Annotated in this window: 15 protein-coding genes and 1 pseudogene; 8 read left to right on the top strand and 8 right to left on the bottom strand. The window is 66.0% G+C overall.

Annotated elements, in window-relative coordinates:
- Positions 1-1,035, bottom strand: a complete 1,035-nt coding sequence (locus ACQR1X_RS01070; RefSeq protein ID WP_434845635.1) for a uroporphyrinogen decarboxylase family protein — start codon at positions 1,033-1,035, stop codon at positions 1-3.
- A gap of 171 nt (positions 1,036-1,206) precedes the next feature.
- On the opposite strand from ACQR1X_RS01070, the gene ACQR1X_RS01075 reads away from it, so the two are divergent.
- The 3 genes from ACQR1X_RS01075 to hemC all read left to right on the top strand — a co-directional run bounded on the left by ACQR1X_RS01075 (position 1,207) and on the right by hemC (position 5,100).
- On the top strand, positions 1,207-2,385 hold the full coding sequence (locus ACQR1X_RS01075; protein ID WP_434894827.1) for an acetate/propionate family kinase: 1,179 nt from the start codon (positions 1,207-1,209) through the stop codon (positions 2,383-2,385).
- 96 nt (positions 2,386-2,481) lie between these two features.
- Complete coding sequence (locus tag ACQR1X_RS01080; protein ID WP_434892969.1) at positions 2,482-4,107, top strand: GMC family oxidoreductase; 1,626 nt, start codon at positions 2,482-2,484, stop codon at positions 4,105-4,107.
- Between the two features lie 15 nt (positions 4,108-4,122).
- Complete coding sequence (gene hemC / locus ACQR1X_RS01085; RefSeq protein WP_315805852.1) at positions 4,123-5,100, top strand: hydroxymethylbilane synthase; 978 nt, start codon at positions 4,123-4,125, stop codon at positions 5,098-5,100.
- A gap of 4 nt (positions 5,101-5,104) precedes the next feature.
- On the opposite strand, the gene hemE is transcribed toward hemC, so the two are convergent.
- Positions 5,105-6,136 (bottom strand): uroporphyrinogen decarboxylase, encoded by a 1,032-nt coding sequence (gene hemE, locus ACQR1X_RS01090; RefSeq protein ID WP_410051925.1) that lies wholly within the window; start codon positions 6,134-6,136, stop codon positions 5,105-5,107.
- Positions 6,137-6,333: 197 nt separating this feature from the next.
- Between hemE and ACQR1X_RS01095 the strand changes: the two genes are divergently transcribed.
- Positions 6,334-6,576, top strand: a complete 243-nt coding sequence (locus tag ACQR1X_RS01095; protein ID WP_434898174.1) for a hypothetical protein — start codon at positions 6,334-6,336, stop codon at positions 6,574-6,576.
- A gap of 170 nt (positions 6,577-6,746) precedes the next feature.
- The gene (locus ACQR1X_RS01100) at positions 6,747-8,657 is read left to right on the top strand and encodes a diguanylate cyclase (RefSeq protein ID WP_434883863.1); all 1,911 of its coding nucleotides are present in this window, start codon (positions 6,747-6,749) and stop codon (positions 8,655-8,657) included.
- 13 nt (positions 8,658-8,670) lie between these two features.
- Here ACQR1X_RS01100 and ACQR1X_RS01105 read toward each other — a convergent pair whose 3' ends face one another.
- Positions 8,671-8,898: a SlyX family protein gene (locus tag ACQR1X_RS01105; RefSeq protein WP_316218624.1), complete on the bottom strand. Its 228-nt coding sequence runs from the start codon at positions 8,896-8,898 to the stop codon at positions 8,671-8,673.
- Positions 8,885-9,664 (bottom strand): rhodanese-related sulfurtransferase, encoded by a 780-nt coding sequence (locus ACQR1X_RS01110; protein ID WP_434898175.1) that lies wholly within the window; start codon positions 9,662-9,664, stop codon positions 8,885-8,887. Before ACQR1X_RS01110 ends, ACQR1X_RS01105 begins: the two co-directional genes overlap by 14 nt.
- Positions 9,665-9,796: 132 nt before the next feature.
- Here ACQR1X_RS01110 and ggt point away from each other — a divergent pair, with 132 nt between their 5' ends.
- Positions 9,797-11,383 (top strand): gamma-glutamyltransferase, encoded by a 1,587-nt coding sequence (gene ggt, locus ACQR1X_RS01115; protein WP_315805858.1) that lies wholly within the window; start codon positions 9,797-9,799, stop codon positions 11,381-11,383.
- Positions 11,384-12,224: 841 nt separating this feature from the next.
- Positions 12,225-12,683 carry an FKBP-type peptidyl-prolyl cis-trans isomerase gene (locus ACQR1X_RS01120; protein ID WP_316178026.1) on the top strand — a complete coding sequence of 153 codons (459 nt, stop codon included), beginning with the start codon at positions 12,225-12,227 and terminating at the stop codon, positions 12,681-12,683.
- Between the two features lie 375 nt (positions 12,684-13,058).
- Here ACQR1X_RS01120 and ACQR1X_RS01125 read toward each other — a convergent pair whose 3' ends face one another.
- Positions 13,059-13,274: a CsbD family protein gene (locus ACQR1X_RS01125; RefSeq protein WP_316178028.1), complete on the bottom strand. Its 216-nt coding sequence runs from the start codon at positions 13,272-13,274 to the stop codon at positions 13,059-13,061.
- 149 nt (positions 13,275-13,423) lie between these two features.
- Between ACQR1X_RS01125 and ACQR1X_RS01130 the strand changes: the two genes are divergently transcribed.
- Positions 13,424-13,942: a cupin domain-containing protein gene (locus tag ACQR1X_RS01130; RefSeq protein WP_315802710.1), complete on the top strand. Its 519-nt coding sequence runs from the start codon at positions 13,424-13,426 to the stop codon at positions 13,940-13,942.
- A 150-nt stretch (positions 13,943-14,092) separates the two neighbouring features.
- Here ACQR1X_RS01130 and zigA read toward each other — a convergent pair.
- The 3 genes and pseudogenes from zigA to ACQR1X_RS01145 all read right to left on the bottom strand — a co-directional run bounded on the left by zigA (position 14,093) and on the right by ACQR1X_RS01145 (position 18,832).
- Positions 14,093-15,297, bottom strand: a pseudogene (zigA, locus tag ACQR1X_RS01135) (zinc metallochaperone GTPase ZigA).
- Between the two features lie 569 nt (positions 15,298-15,866).
- Positions 15,867-17,096 (bottom strand): TadE/TadG family type IV pilus assembly protein, encoded by a 1,230-nt coding sequence (locus tag ACQR1X_RS01140; protein WP_434887400.1) that lies wholly within the window; start codon positions 17,094-17,096, stop codon positions 15,867-15,869.
- A gap of 284 nt (positions 17,097-17,380) precedes the next feature.
- Positions 17,381-18,832, bottom strand: coding sequence for an MATE family efflux transporter (locus tag ACQR1X_RS01145; RefSeq protein WP_434898176.1), 1,452 nt, complete (start codon positions 18,830-18,832; stop codon positions 17,381-17,383).
- Between the last annotated feature and the right edge of the window lie 147 nt (positions 18,833-18,979).

Below are 18,979 nucleotides of genomic sequence, written 5' to 3' on the forward strand. Positions count from 1 at the left end.
TCAGGCGAGCTCCTCGCGCACCCGCGCCGCCGCCGCGCACATCGCCTTCAATTTCCCGAAGGCGGTCGCACGCGGCAGATATTTCATGCCACAGTCGGGCGCCACGACCAGCCGCTCGGGCGCCACCACTTTCAGGCCGTTGCGGATGCGCTCGGCCACGACAGCGATCGGCTCGATCTCGGGATCGCCGAGATCGAGGACGCCGAGCACGATGGTCTTGGTCGAGAGATCTCTGAGAACGCCGAGGTCGAGCCGCGGCTGCGCCGCCTCGATCGCGATCTGCGCAGCGTGGCAATCGGCAAGCTCGGCCAGGAACGCATATCCGCTCGGCTTGCTGGAGCCCGGCACGATGGCGGCATAACCGAAGCAGACGTGAACGATGGTGGGCACCGTAATATGATCCAGAGCCCGGTTGATCGCCTTGACGGCATAGCGCCGCGCCGCCTGCGGATTGTTGCGGACCCAGGGCTCGTCGAGCTGGATGACGTCGGCGCCGGCGCGTTGCAGGTCGCGGGCCTCGGCATTGACGACCTCGGCGAAAGCCATCGCGAGCGCCTCGTCGTCGCCGTAGAAGTCGTCCTGGGCCTGCTGGCTCAATGTGAACGGCCCGGGCAGGGTGATCTTGGCGGCACGCCGGGTGTTACGGCGGAGGAACTCCATGTCGCGCAGCTCGACCGGCTGCGTCCGCCGGATCGGACCGACGACGCGCGGCACTGGCGTCTTGATCCCGGACGGCGAGATGATGATGGCGGGATTGTCGGCATCGACGCCGTCGAGCGCGGTCGCGAACCGGTTGGAGTAGCTTTCGCGCCGGATCTCGCCATCCGACACGATGTCGATCCCCGCCTGTTCCATGTCGTGGATCGCGACGATGGTCGCGTCGTCCTGGGCGTCGTCGAGCAGCGGCCGGGGAATGCGCCACATGCCCTGCATGCGAATGCGGGGAACGGATTTCGAGAGCATTGCGCGATCGACCAGCCAATCCGGCTGCGGGTAGCTTCCGACCACGGTGGTCGGGAGGAGATGTCGAGGCATATTCACGCAATGGCCCTCCCGCGGGTCCGACTCAACCTTGGGTACGATGGCAGACGATAATTCGGTGTCAGAATGCAACCTAGCGTTTTGTTCGTCTTCGGATCGTCATGGAAATAATTCGTATTTTCTGCAGTTTATCAGTTCAACATTCGTCACGAGGCGGCATCACCGATGCAACACATCCTGACCCTCAACTCCGGCTCATCCTCGATCAAATTCGCCTTGTTCGAGGAAGATGCCGTCCTTGTCGAGACCGTGCATGGCCAGATCGAGGGGCTTGGCCGTAACGCGCCGCATCTCGAAGCAAAGCTGAGGGGCGCTCCGCTGGCCGATGAACGCCTGGATGCAGCGAGCGCCGCCGATCACGAAGCGGCTCTCGGCGTCGTGCTCGAGGTCCTGCAGCGCGCCATCGGCCGCACCGAAGTCGACGCCGTCGGTCACCGCGTCGTTCATGGCGGGCTCGCATTCACGCGGCCGATCGTCGTCAATGACGATGTTCTGAATGATCTGCAAAAGCTCATTCCGCTGGCGCCGCTGCACCAGCCTCACAATCTCTCTGGTGTCCGCGCCGCACATCGCGCCTTTCCTGGCGCCATGCAGGTCGCATGTTTCGATACCGCGTTCCATCGCTCGCACCCCTGGGTTAACGACACCTACGCCTTGCCGCGCGAGTTCTACGATCAGGGCGTCCGCCGCTACGGCTTTCACGGCCTGTCCTATGAATACGTCGTGTCGCGATTGAAGGAGATCGCTCCGCTCGACGAGAAGGGCCGGGTGGTCGTGATGCATCTCGGCAACGGCGCCTCGATGTGTGCGATCCGGGATGGGCAGAGCATCGGTTCGTCGATGGGCTTCACGGCACTCGACGGTCTGCCGATGGGCACGCGCTGCGGTCAGCTCGACCCTGGCGTCGTTCTCTATCTGCTTGAGGAGAAGCGCATGACGGCCGAGGCGGTCACCGATCTCCTCTACAATCACTCGGGCCTCAAGGGATTGTCGGGGTTGTCGCAGGACATGCGCGAACTGGAGGCCGCCGGCACGACGGAGGCGCGGCAGGCGATCGACTACTTCGTCGACCGCATCAGGCGCGAGCTCGGCGCCATGGCCGCGATCCTCTCTGGCATCGACGCGGTGGTGTTCTGCGGCGGGATCGGCGAGCATGCATGGCGCATTCGCGAGCGCGTCTGCCAGGGATTCGAGTGGCTCGGGATCGCGTTGGACGAAAGCCGCAACCGCGCGAGCCATTCCTTGATCTCTTCGGACCAGTCGCGGGTGCGTGTGCGGGTGGTCAATACCGATGAAGAGATGATGATCGCACGGCACGCCGCGCGGCTGCTGAAGCAGTCATGACTGAGATGGCCGACCAGACCTGCTGATTTGCCGCTTGCATGCGCCGGCTTTTGGTATCATCGAGGATGAAACAACAACAAGGCCGGTGGGGAAGCGATGGAAGGCAGCGCAGCGTTGCGTGAGACGGACCTGGAGTTCGACTATATCGTGGTCGGTGCCGGCTCGGCCGGGTGCGTTCTCGCCAACAGGCTCAGCAGTGACGGCAAGCACACGGTGCTGCTGCTCGAGGCCGGTCCGAAGGACACCAACATCTGGATCCACGTTCCGCTCGGCTACGGCAAGCTGTTCAAGGAAAAGACCGTCAACTGGATGTACCAGACCGAGCCGGAGCCGGGGCTCGACGGCCGCTCGGTGTTTCAGCCGCGCGGCAAGGTGCTCGGCGGCTCCAGCTCGATCAACGGCCTGCTCTATGTGCGCGGTCAGCACGAGGACTACGACCGCTGGCGGCAGCGCGGCAATGTCGGCTGGGGCTATGACGACGTGCTGCCCTATTTCAAGCGGGCGGAAAATCAGTCCCGCGGCGCCGACGACTATCATGGCATCGACGGCCCGCTGCCGGTGTCCGACTGGCGGCACGAGGACCCCTTGTCTGAAGCCTTCGTGAAGGCGGCGGTCGAGGCCGGGTTGCCCTTCAATGGCGACTTCAATGGTGCGAGCCAGGAGGGCGCGGGGTTCTTCCAGACGACGACCCGGCGCGGCCGTCGCGCCAGCACCGCGGCCTCCTACCTGCGGCCGGCGCTCGGTCGCAGCAACCTGCACGTCGAGACCGACGCGCTGGCCCAGCGGATCGTGTTCGAGGGACGCCGGGCCGGCGGCGTCACGTTCAGCCAGCGCGGCCGGATGCGGACGGCCCGCGCCCGCAGGGAGATCCTGGTGTCGAGCGGCGCCTACAACTCGCCGCAACTGCTGCAGCTGTCCGGGGTCGGTCCGGCCGAGCTGTTGAAGCAGCATGGTCTCGACGTGGTCCTCGATGCGCCCGGTGTCGGGAGTGACCTGCAGGACCATCTGCAGGTGCGTATCGTGATGCGCTGCAGCCAGCGCATCACGCTCAACGACATCGTCAACAATCCGGTGCGCAAGGTGCTGGCTGGCGCACGCTATGCGGCCTTCCGCAACGGTCCGCTGACGATCGCGGCGGGGACGGCCGGCGCATTCTTCAAGACCGATCCGCGGCTTGCGAGCCCGGACATCCAGATCCACTTCATCCCGTTCTCGACCGACAAGATGGGCGAGAAGCTGCACACCTTCTCCGGCTTCACCGCCTCGGTCTGCCAGCTTAGGCCCGAAAGCCGCGGTTCGCTGCGGATCAGGAGCGCGGATCCGACGGTGCCGCCGGAAATCCGCATCAATTATCTCGCCAGTGAAACCGACCGGCGGGCCAACGTCGATGGCCTCCGGATCCTGCGGAAAATCCTGGCGGCACCGGCGCTGAAGCCGTATGTCTCGGGTGAAGCCTATCCGGGGTCCAAGATCGTGAGCGATGACGACATCCTGGCCTATTGCCGGCAGACCGGCAGCACGATCTACCATCCGACCTCGACCTGCCGGATGGGGACCGATGCTGTCGCCGTGGTCGATCAGCGCCTGCGCGTGCGCGGCATCGACGGCCTGCGCGTGGTCGATGCCTCGATCATGCCGGACCTGGTTTCGGGCAACACCAACGCGCCGGTCATCATGATCGCGGAGAAGGCCTCCGACATGATCTTGCAGGACGCGCGCTGACGCAGGAATGAGTTCGTGACACGTTTCCGGATCGGCACCCGCAAGAGCACGATGGCCTTGGCGCAGACGGAGGAGATCGCCCGCCGGCTGCAGGCCGCGATTCCGTCGCTCGACATCGAGATCGTCAAGTTCGAGACGACGGGCGATTCCGACCAGACCAGCAAGCTGCTCACCCATGGCGGCAAGGGCGGGGCGTTCGTGGCCGAGATCCGCCGCGCCATGCTGGATGGCAGGCTGCATGCAGCAATGCATTCGCTGAAGGACATGCCGGGCAACGAGGAAACGCCGGGGCTGGTGGTTGCGGCGCTGCTGTCGCGCGATCCGCCGGGCGACGTGCTGGTGCTGCGGCGGGGGCTGTCGCTGGACGAATTCCGCAACGATGGCGGCCGGGGCTTCAAGATCGGCACCAATGCCGTGCGCCGGGCCGCCTATGCGCGACGACTGTTTCCGCAGGCCGAGCTGATCCATTTTCGCGGCGCGGCCGATACCCGCATCCGCAAGCTCGACAATGGCGAGCTGCAGAAGCTGCCGGACGGCGGCGCCGTGGGGCCGGCTGATGCGCTGATCATGGCGCGCTCCGGGCTGGAGCGGGTCGGCCTGTCCGACCGCGCCTCCTATGACTTCCCGGTCGCCGACATGCTGCCGGCGGTCGGGCAGGGCATCGTCGCCGTCGAATGCCCAGCCTCCGACTGGGACACGCGGCGCATCCTGGCGACCATCGACGATGCGGCGGCGCGGACCTGCGCCGACGCCGAGCGCGAGGTGCTGTGGGTGCTCAACGGTCACTGCAACTCGCCGATCGCTGGCTTTTCGACCATCGACGGCGGTCAGCTGACGCTGACCGCCTCGGTGCTCGACGAGGATGGCGGCCACTTCATCGAGGCGCAGCGCTCGGCGCCGGCGGATCGTCCGCGCGAGCTCGGCCGGGCGGTCGGGCTCGATCTGCTTGCCAACGGCGCGGCGGAGCTGATCGAGCGCAGCCGGCCGCGCTAGCAAGTCATCCCTTGTAGGCGCGGACCCGCGCCAGCATCTGCTCCACATGGGCGATCGGGGTTTCCGGCAGAATGCCGTGGCCGAGGTTGAAGATGTGGCGGCCGCCGGAATAGCTCGCCAGCACGTCGTCGACCGCCTGGTCGAGCGCCGCGCCGCCGGTGATCAGTGCCAGCGGATCGAGATTGCCCTGCACCGCGACCTTGCTCTGCACCTTTTCGCGCACGAGGCCCGGCTCCGCGGTCCAGTCGATGCTGACGGCATCGATTCCGGTTTCGGCGACATAGCCGGGCAGCAATGCACCGGCCCCGCGCGGAAAACCGATGATCTTCGCATCCGGACGTACCTTGCGGACGCCCTCGACGATGCGCCGTGTCGGCGCGACGGACCAGCGCGCGAACTCGCGCGGCGACAGCACGCCGGCCCAGGTGTCGAAGATCTGCAGCGCGTCGGCGCCGGCCTCCAGCTGCTTCAGGAGATAGGCGATCGAGCTTTCGACCAGCGCATCGATGATTCTGCCGAACGCATCGGGATGCCGATAGGCGAGCAGCCGCGCTGGCGCCTGATCAGGCGTGCCTTGGCCTGCGACCATGTAGGTCGCGACCGTCCATGGGGCGCCGCAGAAGCCGATCAGCGCGGTGCTCCGCGGCAGCTCGGCCCGCACCCTGCGCAGCGCCTCGAACACCGCTTCCAGCTTCGACAAATCGGCCTTCGCCGACAGCGTCGCGATCTTGTCCGGCGTATCGAGCGGGTCCAGCCGCGGGCCTTCGCCGATTTCGAAGCGGACGCTGCGGCCGAGCGCGTGCGGGATCACCAGAATGTCGGAAAAGATGATCGCCGCATCGAAGCCGAAGCGCCGGATCGGCTGCAGCGTGACTTCGGCCGCGAGTTCGGGATTGAAGCAGAGGTCGAGAAAGCCGCCGGCCTTGGCGCGGACCTCGCGGTACTCCGGCAAATAGCGGCCGGCCTGCCGCATCATCCAGATCGGGGGCACGCTCTGCCGCCGTCCGGCCAGCACGTCGATGAAGGGCTTGTTCACGGCAGTCTCACTCACGCTCGGGCTCCGCAACTTTCGGGAACAGTTTACCGTCCGTGATACATGCCCACGCGGTTCCGGCCAAGGTGATATCGACGCGGAAGCGGCGGGAGATACGAGCGCCATTGCGGTCGCCGGCCGCCACATCTCGCGGAACACGTCTTTCGCCACTGCGTTGTCGTTCCACAGGGAGATTGACCATGGCTGAGAAATTCAATCCTGCGCCCCACGACAAGCACGCGGTCGATCCGCGCGAGGCCGCGCGTCTCGATCGTGAGACGGCCACGCAACTCGACAAGGGACTGATGGATACGTTCCCGGCATCGGATCCGGTGAGCCTGCAACAGCCCTCGACGACCCGAGCGAAGGACGACGACGTCGACCACGATCCGGCGCATGCGTCATCGTTGTGGGACAAGGTGCGATCGGTGTTCGCCTGTTGAACTAACAAGCGGGACGCCGCTTGCGACCGCGGATTTCTCGGTGTGGCTCCGTATTTGTACGGGAGCAGCCGTAGTCTTACGGGCCGCTGAGGACACCTTCGGAGCAGCCGCATTTCAGAGTTAAATAAGATGTCCATGGGAACCTCGGCGCGTCCGGAGAGTCCCGCGGAATGGACGTTGGTGCGACCAGAGTTGATCGAGGCCGCCTGCCCATGTGGGCGGCTGGCGTGCTTGCGCTCGTGTCGGTCGCCATTCTCGCTTTCAGCATCTGGGGCGAATGGACCTCCCGCCAGGCGGAGGTGCGAAATGCCGAAACCGATCTCAGCAATCTCGCTCATTCGCTCACCCAGCACGTCGAGGACACATTCGAGCTTGCGGATTCGCTGTTGCGCGGCGTCGTCGCCGCCCTCGAAACCGATGACGGCAAGCCCGGCGCGATCACCCGACTGCAGACGATCCTGAAGGCGAGGAAGCCCAATCTCGGGCGCATCCGCGGCATCTTCGCGTATGGCGAAAACGGCGACTGGCTCGCGACCACCGAGGACGTCACGCTCACCAACTACAACAATGCCGATCGCGACTACTTCGCGCACCACAGGGTTTCCGCCGATCGTTCGCTGCTGATCGGTCGCCCGGTGCAGAGCAGGGCTGGCGGCCAGTGGGTCATTACCCTGTCGCGGCGCTGGAATCACGCGGATGGCCGGTTCGGCGGCGTCGTGCTGGCAACCATCGACGTTGCCTATTTTGCTCAGTTCTACCGTCAGTTTGCGGTCGGTCGTCAGGGCACGATCAGCCTGATGAGCCGCGATGGGGCCGTCCTCGCCGACAATGCGGAGCCCGACGCTCAGACGGTTGGGCGCCCCATCCTCGAAGCGATTCCCTATCATCCTGCGTCGGGGACGCTGCATTTCCGGCGGCTCGGCGAAACGTCCGACCGCATCGGGTTCTATCAGCACGCGCAGCGCTATCCGTTCCTCATTCTGGTGACGCGCACGGAGGCTGAGGTCCTGGCCGAATGGAAGCGTGATGCGCTCATTCGGCTCACGGTGCTGGTCTGTCTGGTCGCGCTCGTCATTGCGATCGGCATCTTCCTCGCGAAGCAGTTGCTGCAGCGCCAGCAGCTCGCCGCGGCGCTGGCCGCCAAGGAAGAAAACTTCCGGCTGCTCGCCGAAGGCTCCAGCGACATCGTGACGCGGATCGAGCTGGACGAATGCATCGGCTACGTTTCGCCCTCGACCATGCGCGTGCTGGGCTGGCATCCGTCGCAGCTCTTGGGCAAGCGCGCGCTCTCCGGCGTGCATCCGCTCGATCGCCCGCAGTTGCAGGAGATCCTCGATCAGCTCAGGCGAGGGGCCGTCGACGAAGCCCGTGCCACCTATCGCATGCGCCGCCGCGACAAGTCGGAGATCTGGGTCGAGGCCACGATCCGCGCCACCCGTCAGCCGGATGGTGCGCTCGACGGCTTCGTCGCGGTCACCCGCGACGTGACCCAGCAGAAGACGCTGCAGGGCCGGCTCGAGACACTGGCCATCGAGGACGGCCTCACCGGGCTCGCCAACCGCCGCCGGTTCGACGAGCGGCTGCTGGAGGAGTGGGGCAGGGCCTACCGCGACAAGACCTCGCTGGCGCTGCTGATGATCGACATCGACCACTTCAAGGCCTTCAACGACGCCTATGGCCATCCGGCCGGCGACGAGTGCTTGCACACCGTGGCCGGCATTCTCGCCGACGAGGCGCAGCGCAGCTCGGATCTGGCCGCCCGCTACGGCGGCGAGGAGTTCGCCATCCTGCTGCCGAACACCGATGCCGGGGGCTGCGCCAGGCTCGGCGAGCGGATCAGGCGGGCACTGCACGAGGCCCGCATCGTCCACGATCACAACCCGGCGGGAATCGTCACCGCGAGCATCGGCGGTGCGGTGTGCCGGCCGGGTTTCGAACGCTCCGCCGGCCCGGCCTCGCTGATCGAGGCGGCCGACCGCGCGCTCTATGCCGCGAAGGACGCCGGCCGCGACCGCCTGATCATGGCCGGCGAGGTGGTCGACCTGCCCGCCGGCAAGGCGCCGGCGACCGTCCCGGCGTGAGATCGCCGCCTGCTCAGTAGTGCGGCGGCGGCTCATTGCGCGGCCCCTCGGTATTGCCTTGCGCCTCCTCGAGCCGCTCCACCAGCAGGGCGACCTGTCGCTTCAGCGCATCGATCTCGCGCCACTGCGCGGTGATGGTCTGGTTCAGCGTCTCGATCGTGTCGTCCTGAAACGTCAGGCGCATCTCCAGCGTGTCGATCCGATCGCCGAGCTGCGCGTTGGATTGCTCAGAGCTGTTCATCGCGTGCGCCCCCCGGAACGGCATTGATCGTGGCCTCGCTGTGCTCCCGCAGCCCGTGACCGAGCGCCACCCGTTCGTCGAACACGAAACAGCCGCCGCGCCAGCGGCTCTCGGATTCCGGGGTCTCCTCGAGATATTTCAGGATGCCCCCCTTGAGGTGGTAGACCTCGGAAAAGCCGCGCGCCAGCAGCAGCGCGCTCGCCTTCTCGCAGCGGATGCCGCCGGTGCAGAACATCGCGATCCGCTTGTGCCTGGCAGGATCGAGCGCGCGTGCGGCAAAATCCTTGAACTGCCCGAAGCTCTGCAGGCCCGGATCGATTGCGCCCTCGAACGTGCCCATCGCCACCTCGAACGCATTGCGGGTGTCGAGCACGACGGTATCGGGCGCTGCGATCAGCGCGTTCCAATCGGCGGGACTGACATAGGTCCCGACCTGGCGGGTCGGATCGGCGGCGGGATCGCCGAGCGTCACGATCTCCCGCTTCAGCCGCACCTTGAGGCGCCGGAACGGCATGGCGGTGGCGCGCGAGTATTTCAGCTCCAGATTGTCCAGCCGGCCGGCGAACAGCATTCCGTCGCGAAACTCGCCGACGAGGGCGGCAATTGCCGGCTCGGTCCCGGCCACGGTGCCGTTGATGCCCTCCTCGGCCAGCAGGACGCTGCCCTTGATGCCGCGTTCGGCGCAAAAGGCGTGGAGCGGCGCACGCAGGTCGCGAAAATCCGGCAGGGCGACGAACTGATAGAAGGCGGCGACGGCGAGGGGCATGCGGCCGTTTACCAGCAGAGCTGACCATAGAAAAGCTGGTATCCCCGGGCATTGCCGAGCCCGGAAGGAATGTGCGATGTAGCCGGCCAGCACTGGTATTCCAACCACCACACGATCACGCAGCGAGCAACGATGAGAAGCTTCCATTTCCCCGGCAGGTCGACGGTCCACGCCCAGAACGGAATGATCGCGACATCGCACCCGCAGGCGGCGCTGGCCGGGATCGAGGTGCTGCGGGCCGGCGGCACCGCGGCCGATGCGGCGGTGGCAGCCTGCGCCCTGCTCGGAGTGATCGAGCCGCAATCGACCGGTATCGGCGGCGACTGCTTCGCCCTGGTCCAGCCCAGGGGCGAGGGCCGGATCATGGCCTATAACGGCTCGGGCCGGGCGCCTGCCGCCGCGACCGTGGACTGGTACCTCGAGCGCAAGATCCATTCGGTGCCGCTGACCTCCGCCCACGCCGTCTCCGTGCCCGGTGCCATCGATGCCTGGGCGCGCATCCTGCACGACCATGGCCGGCTCGGCCTCGACCGGCTGCTGCAGCCGGCGATCCGCGCCGCCGAGGACGGCTATGTGGTGGCGCCGCGGGTGGCCTTCGACTGGAACAACCAGTTCGAGAAGCTCAAGAACGGCACCAACACCGCGCGCTACTTCCTGCCGCGCGGCAAGGCGGCGGCGGTCGGCGACGTGATCCGCCAGCCGGAGCTGGCGCAGACGCTGCGCGTGATCGCCAAGGAGGGGGCGAAGGGCTTCTACACCGGCGCGGTCGCCGAGGACATGGTGCAGACGCTGCGCGGCATCGGCGGCCTGCACACCCTGGAGGACTTCGCCAATCACCAGACCGAGGTGACCTCGCCGATCGGCACCACCTACAAGGATCACGACGTCTGGCAGTGCCCGCCGAACGGCCCGGGCATCACCATGCTGGTGATGCTCAACATTCTTTCCCGCTTCGACCTCACGCGGATCGATCCGCTCAGCGTCGAGCGCTTCCACCTCGAGGCCGAGGCCGCGCGCATCGCCTACATGATGCGCGAGCAGCATATCGGCGACCCCGCGCACATGACCACCGAGGTCGCGAGCATCCTCGCCAAGGAGTTCGCCGACGAGTACATCTCGCAGATCAGCCTCGACAAGCTGCTCGATCTGCCGAACGTCGCGCCGCCGATGAATCCGGAGACGGTCTACATCACCGTCGTCGACCGCGACCGCAACGTCTGCTCCTTCATCAACTCGATCGCGCATTCGTTCGGCTCGGCCATCGTCTCCAACGAGACCGGCGTGCTGCTGCAGAACCGCGCCGGCGGCTTCCGCATCCAGCCCGGTCATCCGAACTGCATCGGTCCGGGCAAGCGTCCGCTGCACACCATCATCCCGGCGCTCGCCACCAAGGCCGGCCGCGCCCAGATGTCGTTCGGCGTGATGGGCGGCCAGTATCAGCCGGTCGGCCAGACCCACGTGCTGACCAACATCCTCGATTATGGCTGCGACGTGCAGGAAGCGATCGATATGGCGCGCGGCCTGCATTACGAGGGCGTCTATCAGCTCGAGGACGGCGTGCCGGCCGATGTCGTCGAAGGCTTGCAGAAGATCGGCCACAAGACCACCAAGGTGGTGTCGCCGCTCGGCGGCGGCCAGGCGATCTGGATCGACTGGGACAAGGGCACGCTCACCGGCGGCTCCGACCCGCGCAAGGACGGCTGCGCGCTGGGATATTGAGGCGGGCGCGTTCTCGCGGACTATCTCACCATCACTGCGCTTGGGCCCTGTCGTGTCCACACATTCCGCTGTCGTCCCGGCCTTGAGCCGGGACCCATACCCCCAGGGAGCGGTTTGAGGCAGGCTGGCAATTGGCTTTTTGCCCATCACGTCTGCTGCGGCGCAAGGGTCCCGGATCGGAGCCGCGACGCGCTGGCGCGCGTCACGGCTTGTCCGGGACGACAGCGGTGGGTTTGGCGGATTTACAATTCAAACAGCCATCGAGTTGAAGACATGAGGACGTGATCTCGCGGCGAGACTCGCCCGAGGTCTGCACTTGGTCGTCCCTCGCAATCATGCAGAGGGCGCAGGGAATGCCGGGTGAAGGCCTCACCCATGGCCCGCCTGCGAAAAAAATGCAGGCGGCAGGTACCACAGGCAAAGCCGAACACTCCGGCATTCCCTGCGCGACGGTCTTCACGCTTATACGCAGTCTCCCTGGTGCGCCGGGCTTGTTGGCCACCATGCCGCGACGATGCTTGCACATCGCGCGGGTGACACCAGCGTCGGGGTGTCAGGACGCTGCGACTTCACGTCCGCAAGATATCGTTCGTCCGCATCCTCGTCGAAGAGAATGCTGCGATCTCTCGCGGCCATCGCACCCCGCCTCGCGTGTCGTGACGATCGCGCGCTACGCCCCTCTGCGGTGAGGCGGGATGCGCGGAGATAATCATGATTTCCGATTATTGGCAATAGGATTATTTTTTTCGGAAGCAGATGCCGGGCTGGTCAGCCGCTCCCGCTTGGGCTAAACCGCGGCTCCCGTGAACGAGCAGAGGCGGTCTGGAGCATGCGGCGTCCGATGAACAGAAGAGTTGCGCTGATGATGGCGGCATCGGCCGCGGCCGGTGGCGTGCTGGGCTCCCGCGCGGTCTCGGCACAGACCAGTTCCGCCCAACCGACAGGAAAGACCATGACCACTCCCTCCGGACTGCAGATCATCGACACCAAGGAAGGCACCGGCGCGACGCCGACGCGCGGTCAGACCTGCGTGATGCATTATACGGGCTGGCTCTATGAGAACGGCCAGAAGGGCAAGAAATTCGACTCGTCTGTGGATCGCAACGAGCCGTTCGAATTCCCGATCGGCATGAAGCGCGTGATCGCCGGCTGGGACGAGGGCGTCGCCACCATGAAGGTCGGCGGCAAGCGCACGCTGATCATTCCGCCCGAGCTCGGCTATGGCGCACGCGGTGCAGGCGGCGTGATTCCGCCGAACGCGACCTTGATGTTCGACGTCGAACTGCTGGGCGTGAAGTAGGTCTGGGCGAGTGACGGCGGTTCGGTCAGCAAGCGTGCTGTGCGATACAGCGTCCTCTCCCCCAAGGCGAAGCTGAGCTTCGCCAGGGTGGGAGAGGACATCACCGGCCCATCCGCGAACGCTATAGGGTGAGGGGTATTCTTCGGCGAGCGATGCTCGGGGAGAGATACCCCTCACCCGACGAAGCTTGTGGGGACTGTCCTGCATGCCCTCTCCCACAAGGGGAGAGGGCGCATTCATAGGCGCCGGTTGGGACGCCGATAGTTGCTATTCGTCGTCAACTAACAACGGCGCGAAGACCGGCCCGCGAGGGGCCGGTCTTGTTAGTTTCTGGAGATCGTCATCGCGCGACCTCAGCGACCGCGCCGATCCTGCTCAGAGGTTCTTGTTCGCAGCGCCGGCGGCGGTGTTCACCGCGTCCTTGGTCGCCTGCTTGGCATCGCCCAGCGCCTGCTGGCCCTTGCCCTTCACTTCCTGGATCGCGCCTTCGCCCTGCAGACGGTCGTTGCCGGTGGCTTCGCCGATGCCCTGCTTGGCCTTGCCGATCGCCTCGTTGGCGACGCCCTTGATCTTGTCGGTGGTGGCACCCATGATTTCGTCCTCCGTTGTTCGTGTGAACTCCACCGACCCAACGCACCCAATGCAGAAATGTTCGCGCGGAACTGCGAATAGCTTCGTTGCGGTATTTCGGCTAAGAACTGTCGGTTCCCTCGAACCGACGAAATCCCGAGAAGAAAATCATGTCAGGCTCTCACGATCACGCGCACGGCCATTCCCACGATCACGGCGACGAGCGCTGGAAGCACGACGGCGTCCGCGTCATTCCGGGTCATCAGCTCGATGGCAACGTGCCGTCGACACCGGGCATGGACCGCAAGGCCGCGATCAACTTCGCGCGCGTCGGCGCGCAGAAATTGTGGGCCGGCACCGTCACGATCCGGCCGGACGCCAAGACCGGCGCGCATCATCACGGCCATCTCGAAAGCGTGATCTACGTCGTCAAGGGCAAGGCGCGGATGCGCTGGGGCGATCGGCTGCAATTCACCGCGGAGGCCGGCCCCGGCGACTTCATCTTCGTGCCGCCCTATGTGCCGCACCAGGAGATCAACGCCAGCCCGGACGAAGTGCTGGAATGCGTGCTGGTGCGCAGCGACGGCGAGGCGGTCGCGATCAACATCGACATCGAGCCGGTCGAGAAGCCGGAGACGGTGCTGTGGATCGATCCGGTGCACCGCGATCCCGCCGAGTCGAAGCCGTAGCCATCAAGGAAATGGCGGAGCCGTCTCGCGACGGCTCCGCCGGGCAGGGAGTGGCTATACCGCCCTCCCTCTCACACGCGAAGCAGGGGCGACTGTCGCGCGTGTGTCTCGCGGTTCGTTGTCTCGAGCCGCAGTTCGGATGAATGCCGATCAGGCCGCCTCGTCGGCGCGGCGCCAGACCGGAAACGGATCCGACAGCCGCGCCCATGCGGCGACATCTATCGCAGGCTTCCCCGGCAGCAGGCAGGCGTCGAGCCGCGCGCTCAGGCCCGCCTCATCCATGTTGCTGCCGATGAACACGATCTCCTGGCGGCGGTCGCCATAGACCTCGTCCCAGCGCCCGAGCATGCGCGTGCGCCAGTCGAGGTCCTCGGGCCACAATTTCTGCGGCACCGCAGCCCACCAGAAGCCGAGCGCGCTGGTGCGGACGATGGCGCCGGCCTGGCTGATCTCTCCGAGCCATTGCGGCCGGGTCGCCAGCCAGAAATGGCCCTTGGCGCGGATCACGCCCGGCCAGGATTCGCGCAGGAACCGGTCGAAGCGGGCCGGAATGAACGGCCGCCGGGCGCGGTAGACGAAGCTCGTCACGCCATAGGCCTCGGTCTCCGGCGCATGGTCGGCGAAGCCGTAGAGCTCGCTGTACCAGAGCGGGTGCTGCTGGGCGCGGTCGAAGTCGAAGCGCCCGGTCGCAAGCACGCGCTCCAGCGGCACACGGCCCTGGTTGGTCTCGATGATGTCGGCGTCCGGATTGAGCGCGCGAATGATCTTGCGCGCGGCGTCGCGCTGATCGCCGCTGGCATCGTCGACCTTGTTGAGCACGATCACGTCGGCGAACTCGATCTGCTCACCAGCAGATCGACCAGCGCGCGCCGATCGCCGTCGAACTGGTCGCCGCGGTCAGTCAGGAAGTCGGACGACGAATAGTCCTTGAGCAGGTTGACCGCGTCGACCACCGTCACCATCGTGTCGAGGCGCGCGACATCCGACAGGCTCATGCCATGCTCGTCGCGGAAGTCGAAGGTCGCCGCCACCGGCAGCGGCTCTGAAATGCCGGTGGCCTCGATCACGAGATAGTCGAAACGACCGCTCTCGGCCAGCGTGCGGACTTCCTTCAGCAGGTCGTCGCGCAGGGTGCAGCAGATGCAGCCATTGGTCATCTCGACCAGTTGCTCATCCGTCCGTGACAGATTGGCACCGCCATCGCGAACGAGGTCCGCATCGATGTTCACCTCGCTCATGTCGTTGACGATCACCGCCACCTTCAGACCCTGGCGGTTGTTCAGGACGTGGTTCAGCAAAGTGGTCTTCCCAGCCCCGAGGAAGCCGGACAAGACCGTGACGGGGAGTTTGCGCATCGAGATCGAACAGCCTCTTCAGGGGAAGGGGTCGGTGCCGGCGAACGGGCATGCGGCCTCAATCGTTATGTTATAACATAACGTCATCTCAAGTCGCGCTGGGTGTCAAGGGAGAGTGGGTGACAAAGATGTGAGAGGCGTGATGACGTGGGATCTTGCCGCGGGCGGTGGACGCGCGGGGGAGGCGTCGGCCTCAAGGAGAGCAGAGCAGGTTCGGTGTGCTTTAGAATCGCCGGGAAACCGATCCGCTTGAGCGATGTTGCAGGAGCGACGCTGCAAGAACAACGCTGCAAGAACAACGACTGGTGCGCTCCCTCTCCCCGTTCTTACGGGGAGAGGGTCGGGGTGAGGGGCAGCCACACAAGAAGTCTTAGTTGTTAGGTCCGTTCTTTCTTGGCGTGAGGACGTTCGTGATGTGATCCGAATCTCTGTGATTCAGGTGAGACGGGTGGAGGCTATGGACTCAAACCGCTCGTGCGGCTGCCACTCACCCCACCCCTCTCCCCGTGAAGAACGGGGAGAGGGGGCGCACCGTCATTGCGGCTGGAGCGTGCCTCATATGCAGCAAGCTACTTCGACAAAAACGCCGTGCCGGCCGGGCCGCTGGTCGCCGACATCGACAGCGCGCCGGGCGCGATCGCCCAGTTGGTCTGGTTGAGGATCAGCGTGTTGAACACCATCGTGACGCTGTTGCTGCTCATGGTCGAGACCGAGTTGATGGTGACGTTGCGGCTCGGCAGGTACATCAGGCCGGTGTAGGACGAGCTGCTGGTGCCGTTGATCGGCAGGTTCGTCGTCGACAGGCCTGACGGCTCGTACATCAGGATGTTGGCGTAGGTGCCGCTGGTCGGCGCCGACAGCGTCGCATTGACGTTGCCGTTGAAGGTGAGCGTCGCGTTCTGGTCGACGAGGTAGAAGGTGACGCCGCTGCCCGTCACCGTCCACCCCGAGTTGAAGGTCATCGCGCCGCCCTTGATGATGTAAAGGCCGGGATTGAGCGTCAGCGTGCCGGAGCCGTTGAAATTGGTCGCGCCGCAATACACGCCGGGGCTGAGCGTGACCGAGCCGGGATCATAGACCTTGTTGTTGGTGGTGCACGCGCCCACCGTGACGACGGGCAGCTTGCCGGCGAAGGGATCGGCGATCGCGGCGCAGCCGGTCTCGGCCGGCGGGGTGACGCCGCCGTTCTTGGTGATGTTGGTGCCCTTGATGCAGATGCGCTTGACGTTGAGCGTGGCGTTGAACATCGCCGCCGGGCTCTGCGTCGACAGCACGTGAACCTCGCAGCTCGGCGCATTGAGCTGGGCGCCGGAATTCACCAGCAACGATTGCGCGTTGATGGTGCTGACCAGCAGGATGCAGACCGGCGACCTGGCCTGCGCACCGGCTTTCGCCGTAGCGGACGCCGTCACGCCGAGCGACGTCGTGCCCATGACATTGAGGAACGAGGTCTTCACCGTGGTCGTCGCGGTGCCCGACAGCGAGCCGTCGCCGTTGGGCGTGAAGGTCGCCGACGTGCCGGTGCCGAACCGGCCCTTGAAGCTGCCCGAGAACACCGCGCTCGCGGTCGAGACCTGCTGCGCGCTGGCCTGGGTCACGCCGGCGAGGACCGCGGCATCGACCGACTTCTGGAGTTGCGCCTTGGTGTCGCTGGACTTGGCGAAATCGACGGCGGCGCCGACCGACACCAGGATGGGGATGATGGTGATGGCGAAGATCATGCTGATCTGGCCGTCCTTCGCGCGGCCAAATCTCCATGCCAGATCGCGAAGTGTCTTCGACGAAATCGATACGGTCATGTGCAACGCTTCCTGCTGATGGCTGTCCGAGGCTCGACGCCGGCGGATGCGAGCCCGTGCTGCAAGGAAGTGGCGGCCAGACATTACCGCATGCTGAATCCGGTTCCGTAAAGGAACCCTGCGACGTCGTTGCGGAAGCCGAAGGTTATCAGTGTATTTGCCGGATCATCGAGAGGTGCTTGTTCGCACCACTCACTGGTAGTAGCCGCGCGAATTGCTTGTATTCGGCGGTGGCCGCTTGTGAGTTGCAGGTCGTTTGAATTGCTCTTGCCGGTTAGTGTCCGCTAAGCGCGCGAGCGCCAGATCCGGGGCGAGAGAACGAGGCAGCAAACGAGTGCGTAGGCGACGAGCGACAGCGTGACCATCGCGGCGAGCGAGGCCATGCCGCCGCCGAGCATGACGATAGCGACATAGCCGCCGCCCGCCGCGATCAGCACGCGCAGGGCGGAGCCGACGAACGGCCACAGCACGTGCCCCGCGCCTTGGCCGGCAAAAGCCAGCACGAAGCCGAAGCCGAGCGCGGCGTAGGCCGGCGCTACGGTGCGCAGATAGGTCGCGCCCTCGCGCACAACCTCGGCGTCGCGGCTGAACAGGCCGAGCCAGAGCGGCGGATGCAGCGCCACGATCACGCCGATGGTCCCGACCAGCGCCGCGCCCGCCAGGGCGCTGATCCAGGCGATGCGGCGCGCACGGCCGCGCTGTCCGGCGCCGACATTGATGCCGACCATGGTCAGGGTGGCCGTGCACAGTCCGAACAGGATCGGGATCATGATGTAGTCGAGCCGCGAGGCGATGCCGTAGGCGGCGAGCTCGGAGGTGCCGAAGCGGCCGGCGAGCGCGGTCACCAGGATGACGGTGAGATTGACCATGACCGCGTTCAGCGCGGTCGGCAGTCCGACCCTCAGGATGTCGGCGAACAGCCGGGCCTGCAGCGGCGCAACGCGTACATGCAGGCTGGAGCGGCCGGAGGCCATATAGCGCACCAGCACCAGCATGGCGCCGCAGTAATACAGGCCGAAGGCGATGCCCGCGCCGGCAATGCCGAGCCCCGGCAGCGGGCCGAGGCCGAAGATCAGCAGCGGCGAGGCGGGGATCATGACCAGCGCGCCGACCAGGGTGACCAGCGCCGGCACCCGCACATTGCCGGCGCCGCGCAGCGCCGCCGCCTGCAGGTTGACGATCCACACCGGGATGGCGCCGGCGAACAGATAGTTGGAGTAGCGCAGCGCCGCCTCCAGCGCGCCTGCGCGTCCGCCGAGCGCATGGTACAGGGCCGGGCCGAGCAGGGCGGTCGCGAGCGTGAACAGGCCGCCGGCGATCACCGCCAGCACGATCGCATGGAACGCGATGGCATCGGCATCGGCGTTGTGCCCGGCGCCGACGGCGCGCGCCACCGCCGAGGAGACGCCGCTGCCGATGCCGCCATTGGACATCATCGTCATCAGCATGAAGATCGGGAACACCAGCGCGACGCCGGCCAGCGCATCAGTGCCGAGGAAGCCGACGTAGTAGGCCTCGGCGACGTTGACCGCGGTCTGCGCCACCAGCACCGTCATGGTCGGCAGCGCCAGCCGGAACAGCGTCGGCAGCACCGGGCCGGAGAGCAATGCCGTGCGGACCGATTCGGCCTTGGCGCGCGACGGAGCCGGGGCCGGCGTGACAAGCGGCGTTGGCGCCTCCGGAGCTGCCGTGCCGCTACGCCGGGCCTCGCTGGTCGCCTGGGTGGAAACGTCCATCGGATCTCCGCGCGCCTGGCGAGCCGTTGCATTGAAATGACGATCATCATTCCATAGGTCCGCCGCCGGGCGCGGGTCAAGGCGACGCGGGCGCAGGCCGATCATGAAAATTTGGCGGAGCAGGGTGATCCGCTGCGCCGGGGCGGC

The organism is Bradyrhizobium sp. HKCCYLRH3073, from assembly GCF_051167995.1.
GTDB lineage: Bacteria > Pseudomonadota > Alphaproteobacteria > Rhizobiales > Xanthobacteraceae > Bradyrhizobium.

Bases quoted from the DNA above. Each gene is read 5' to 3' on its own strand.
- ACQR1X_RS01080 (WP_434892969.1), top strand. From the start codon at position 2,482: ATGGAAGGCAGCGCAGCGTTGCGTGAGACGGACCTGGAGTTCGACTAT.
- ACQR1X_RS01105 (WP_316218624.1), bottom strand. From the start codon at position 8,898: ATGAACAGCTCTGAGCAATCCAACGCGCAGCTCGGCGATCGGATCGAC.
- ACQR1X_RS01120 (WP_316178026.1), top strand. From the start codon at position 12,225: ATGAACAGAAGAGTTGCGCTGATGATGGCGGCATCGGCCGCGGCCGGT.
- ACQR1X_RS01125 (WP_316178028.1), bottom strand. From the start codon at position 13,274: ATGGGTGCCACCACCGACAAGATCAAGGGCGTCGCCAACGAGGCGATC.
- ACQR1X_RS01140 (WP_434887400.1), bottom strand. From the start codon at position 17,096: ATGACCGTATCGATTTCGTCGAAGACACTTCGCGATCTGGCATGGAGA.
- ACQR1X_RS01110 (WP_434898175.1), bottom strand. From the start codon at position 9,664: ATGCCCCTCGCCGTCGCCGCCTTCTATCAGTTCGTCGCCCTGCCGGAT.
- ACQR1X_RS01145 (WP_434898176.1), bottom strand. From the start codon at position 18,832: ATGGACGTTTCCACCCAGGCGACCAGCGAGGCCCGGCGTAGCGGCACG.
- ggt (WP_315805858.1), top strand. From the start codon at position 9,797: ATGAGAAGCTTCCATTTCCCCGGCAGGTCGACGGTCCACGCCCAGAAC.
- ACQR1X_RS01070 (WP_434845635.1), bottom strand. From the start codon at position 1,035: ATGCCTCGACATCTCCTCCCGACCACCGTGGTCGGAAGCTACCCGCAG.
- ACQR1X_RS01130 (WP_315802710.1), top strand. From the start codon at position 13,424: ATGTCAGGCTCTCACGATCACGCGCACGGCCATTCCCACGATCACGGC.
- ACQR1X_RS01100 (WP_434883863.1), top strand. From the start codon at position 6,747: ATGGACGTTGGTGCGACCAGAGTTGATCGAGGCCGCCTGCCCATGTGG.
- ACQR1X_RS01095 (WP_434898174.1), top strand. From the start codon at position 6,334: ATGGCTGAGAAATTCAATCCTGCGCCCCACGACAAGCACGCGGTCGAT.
- ACQR1X_RS01075 (WP_434894827.1), top strand. From the start codon at position 1,207: ATGCAACACATCCTGACCCTCAACTCCGGCTCATCCTCGATCAAATTC.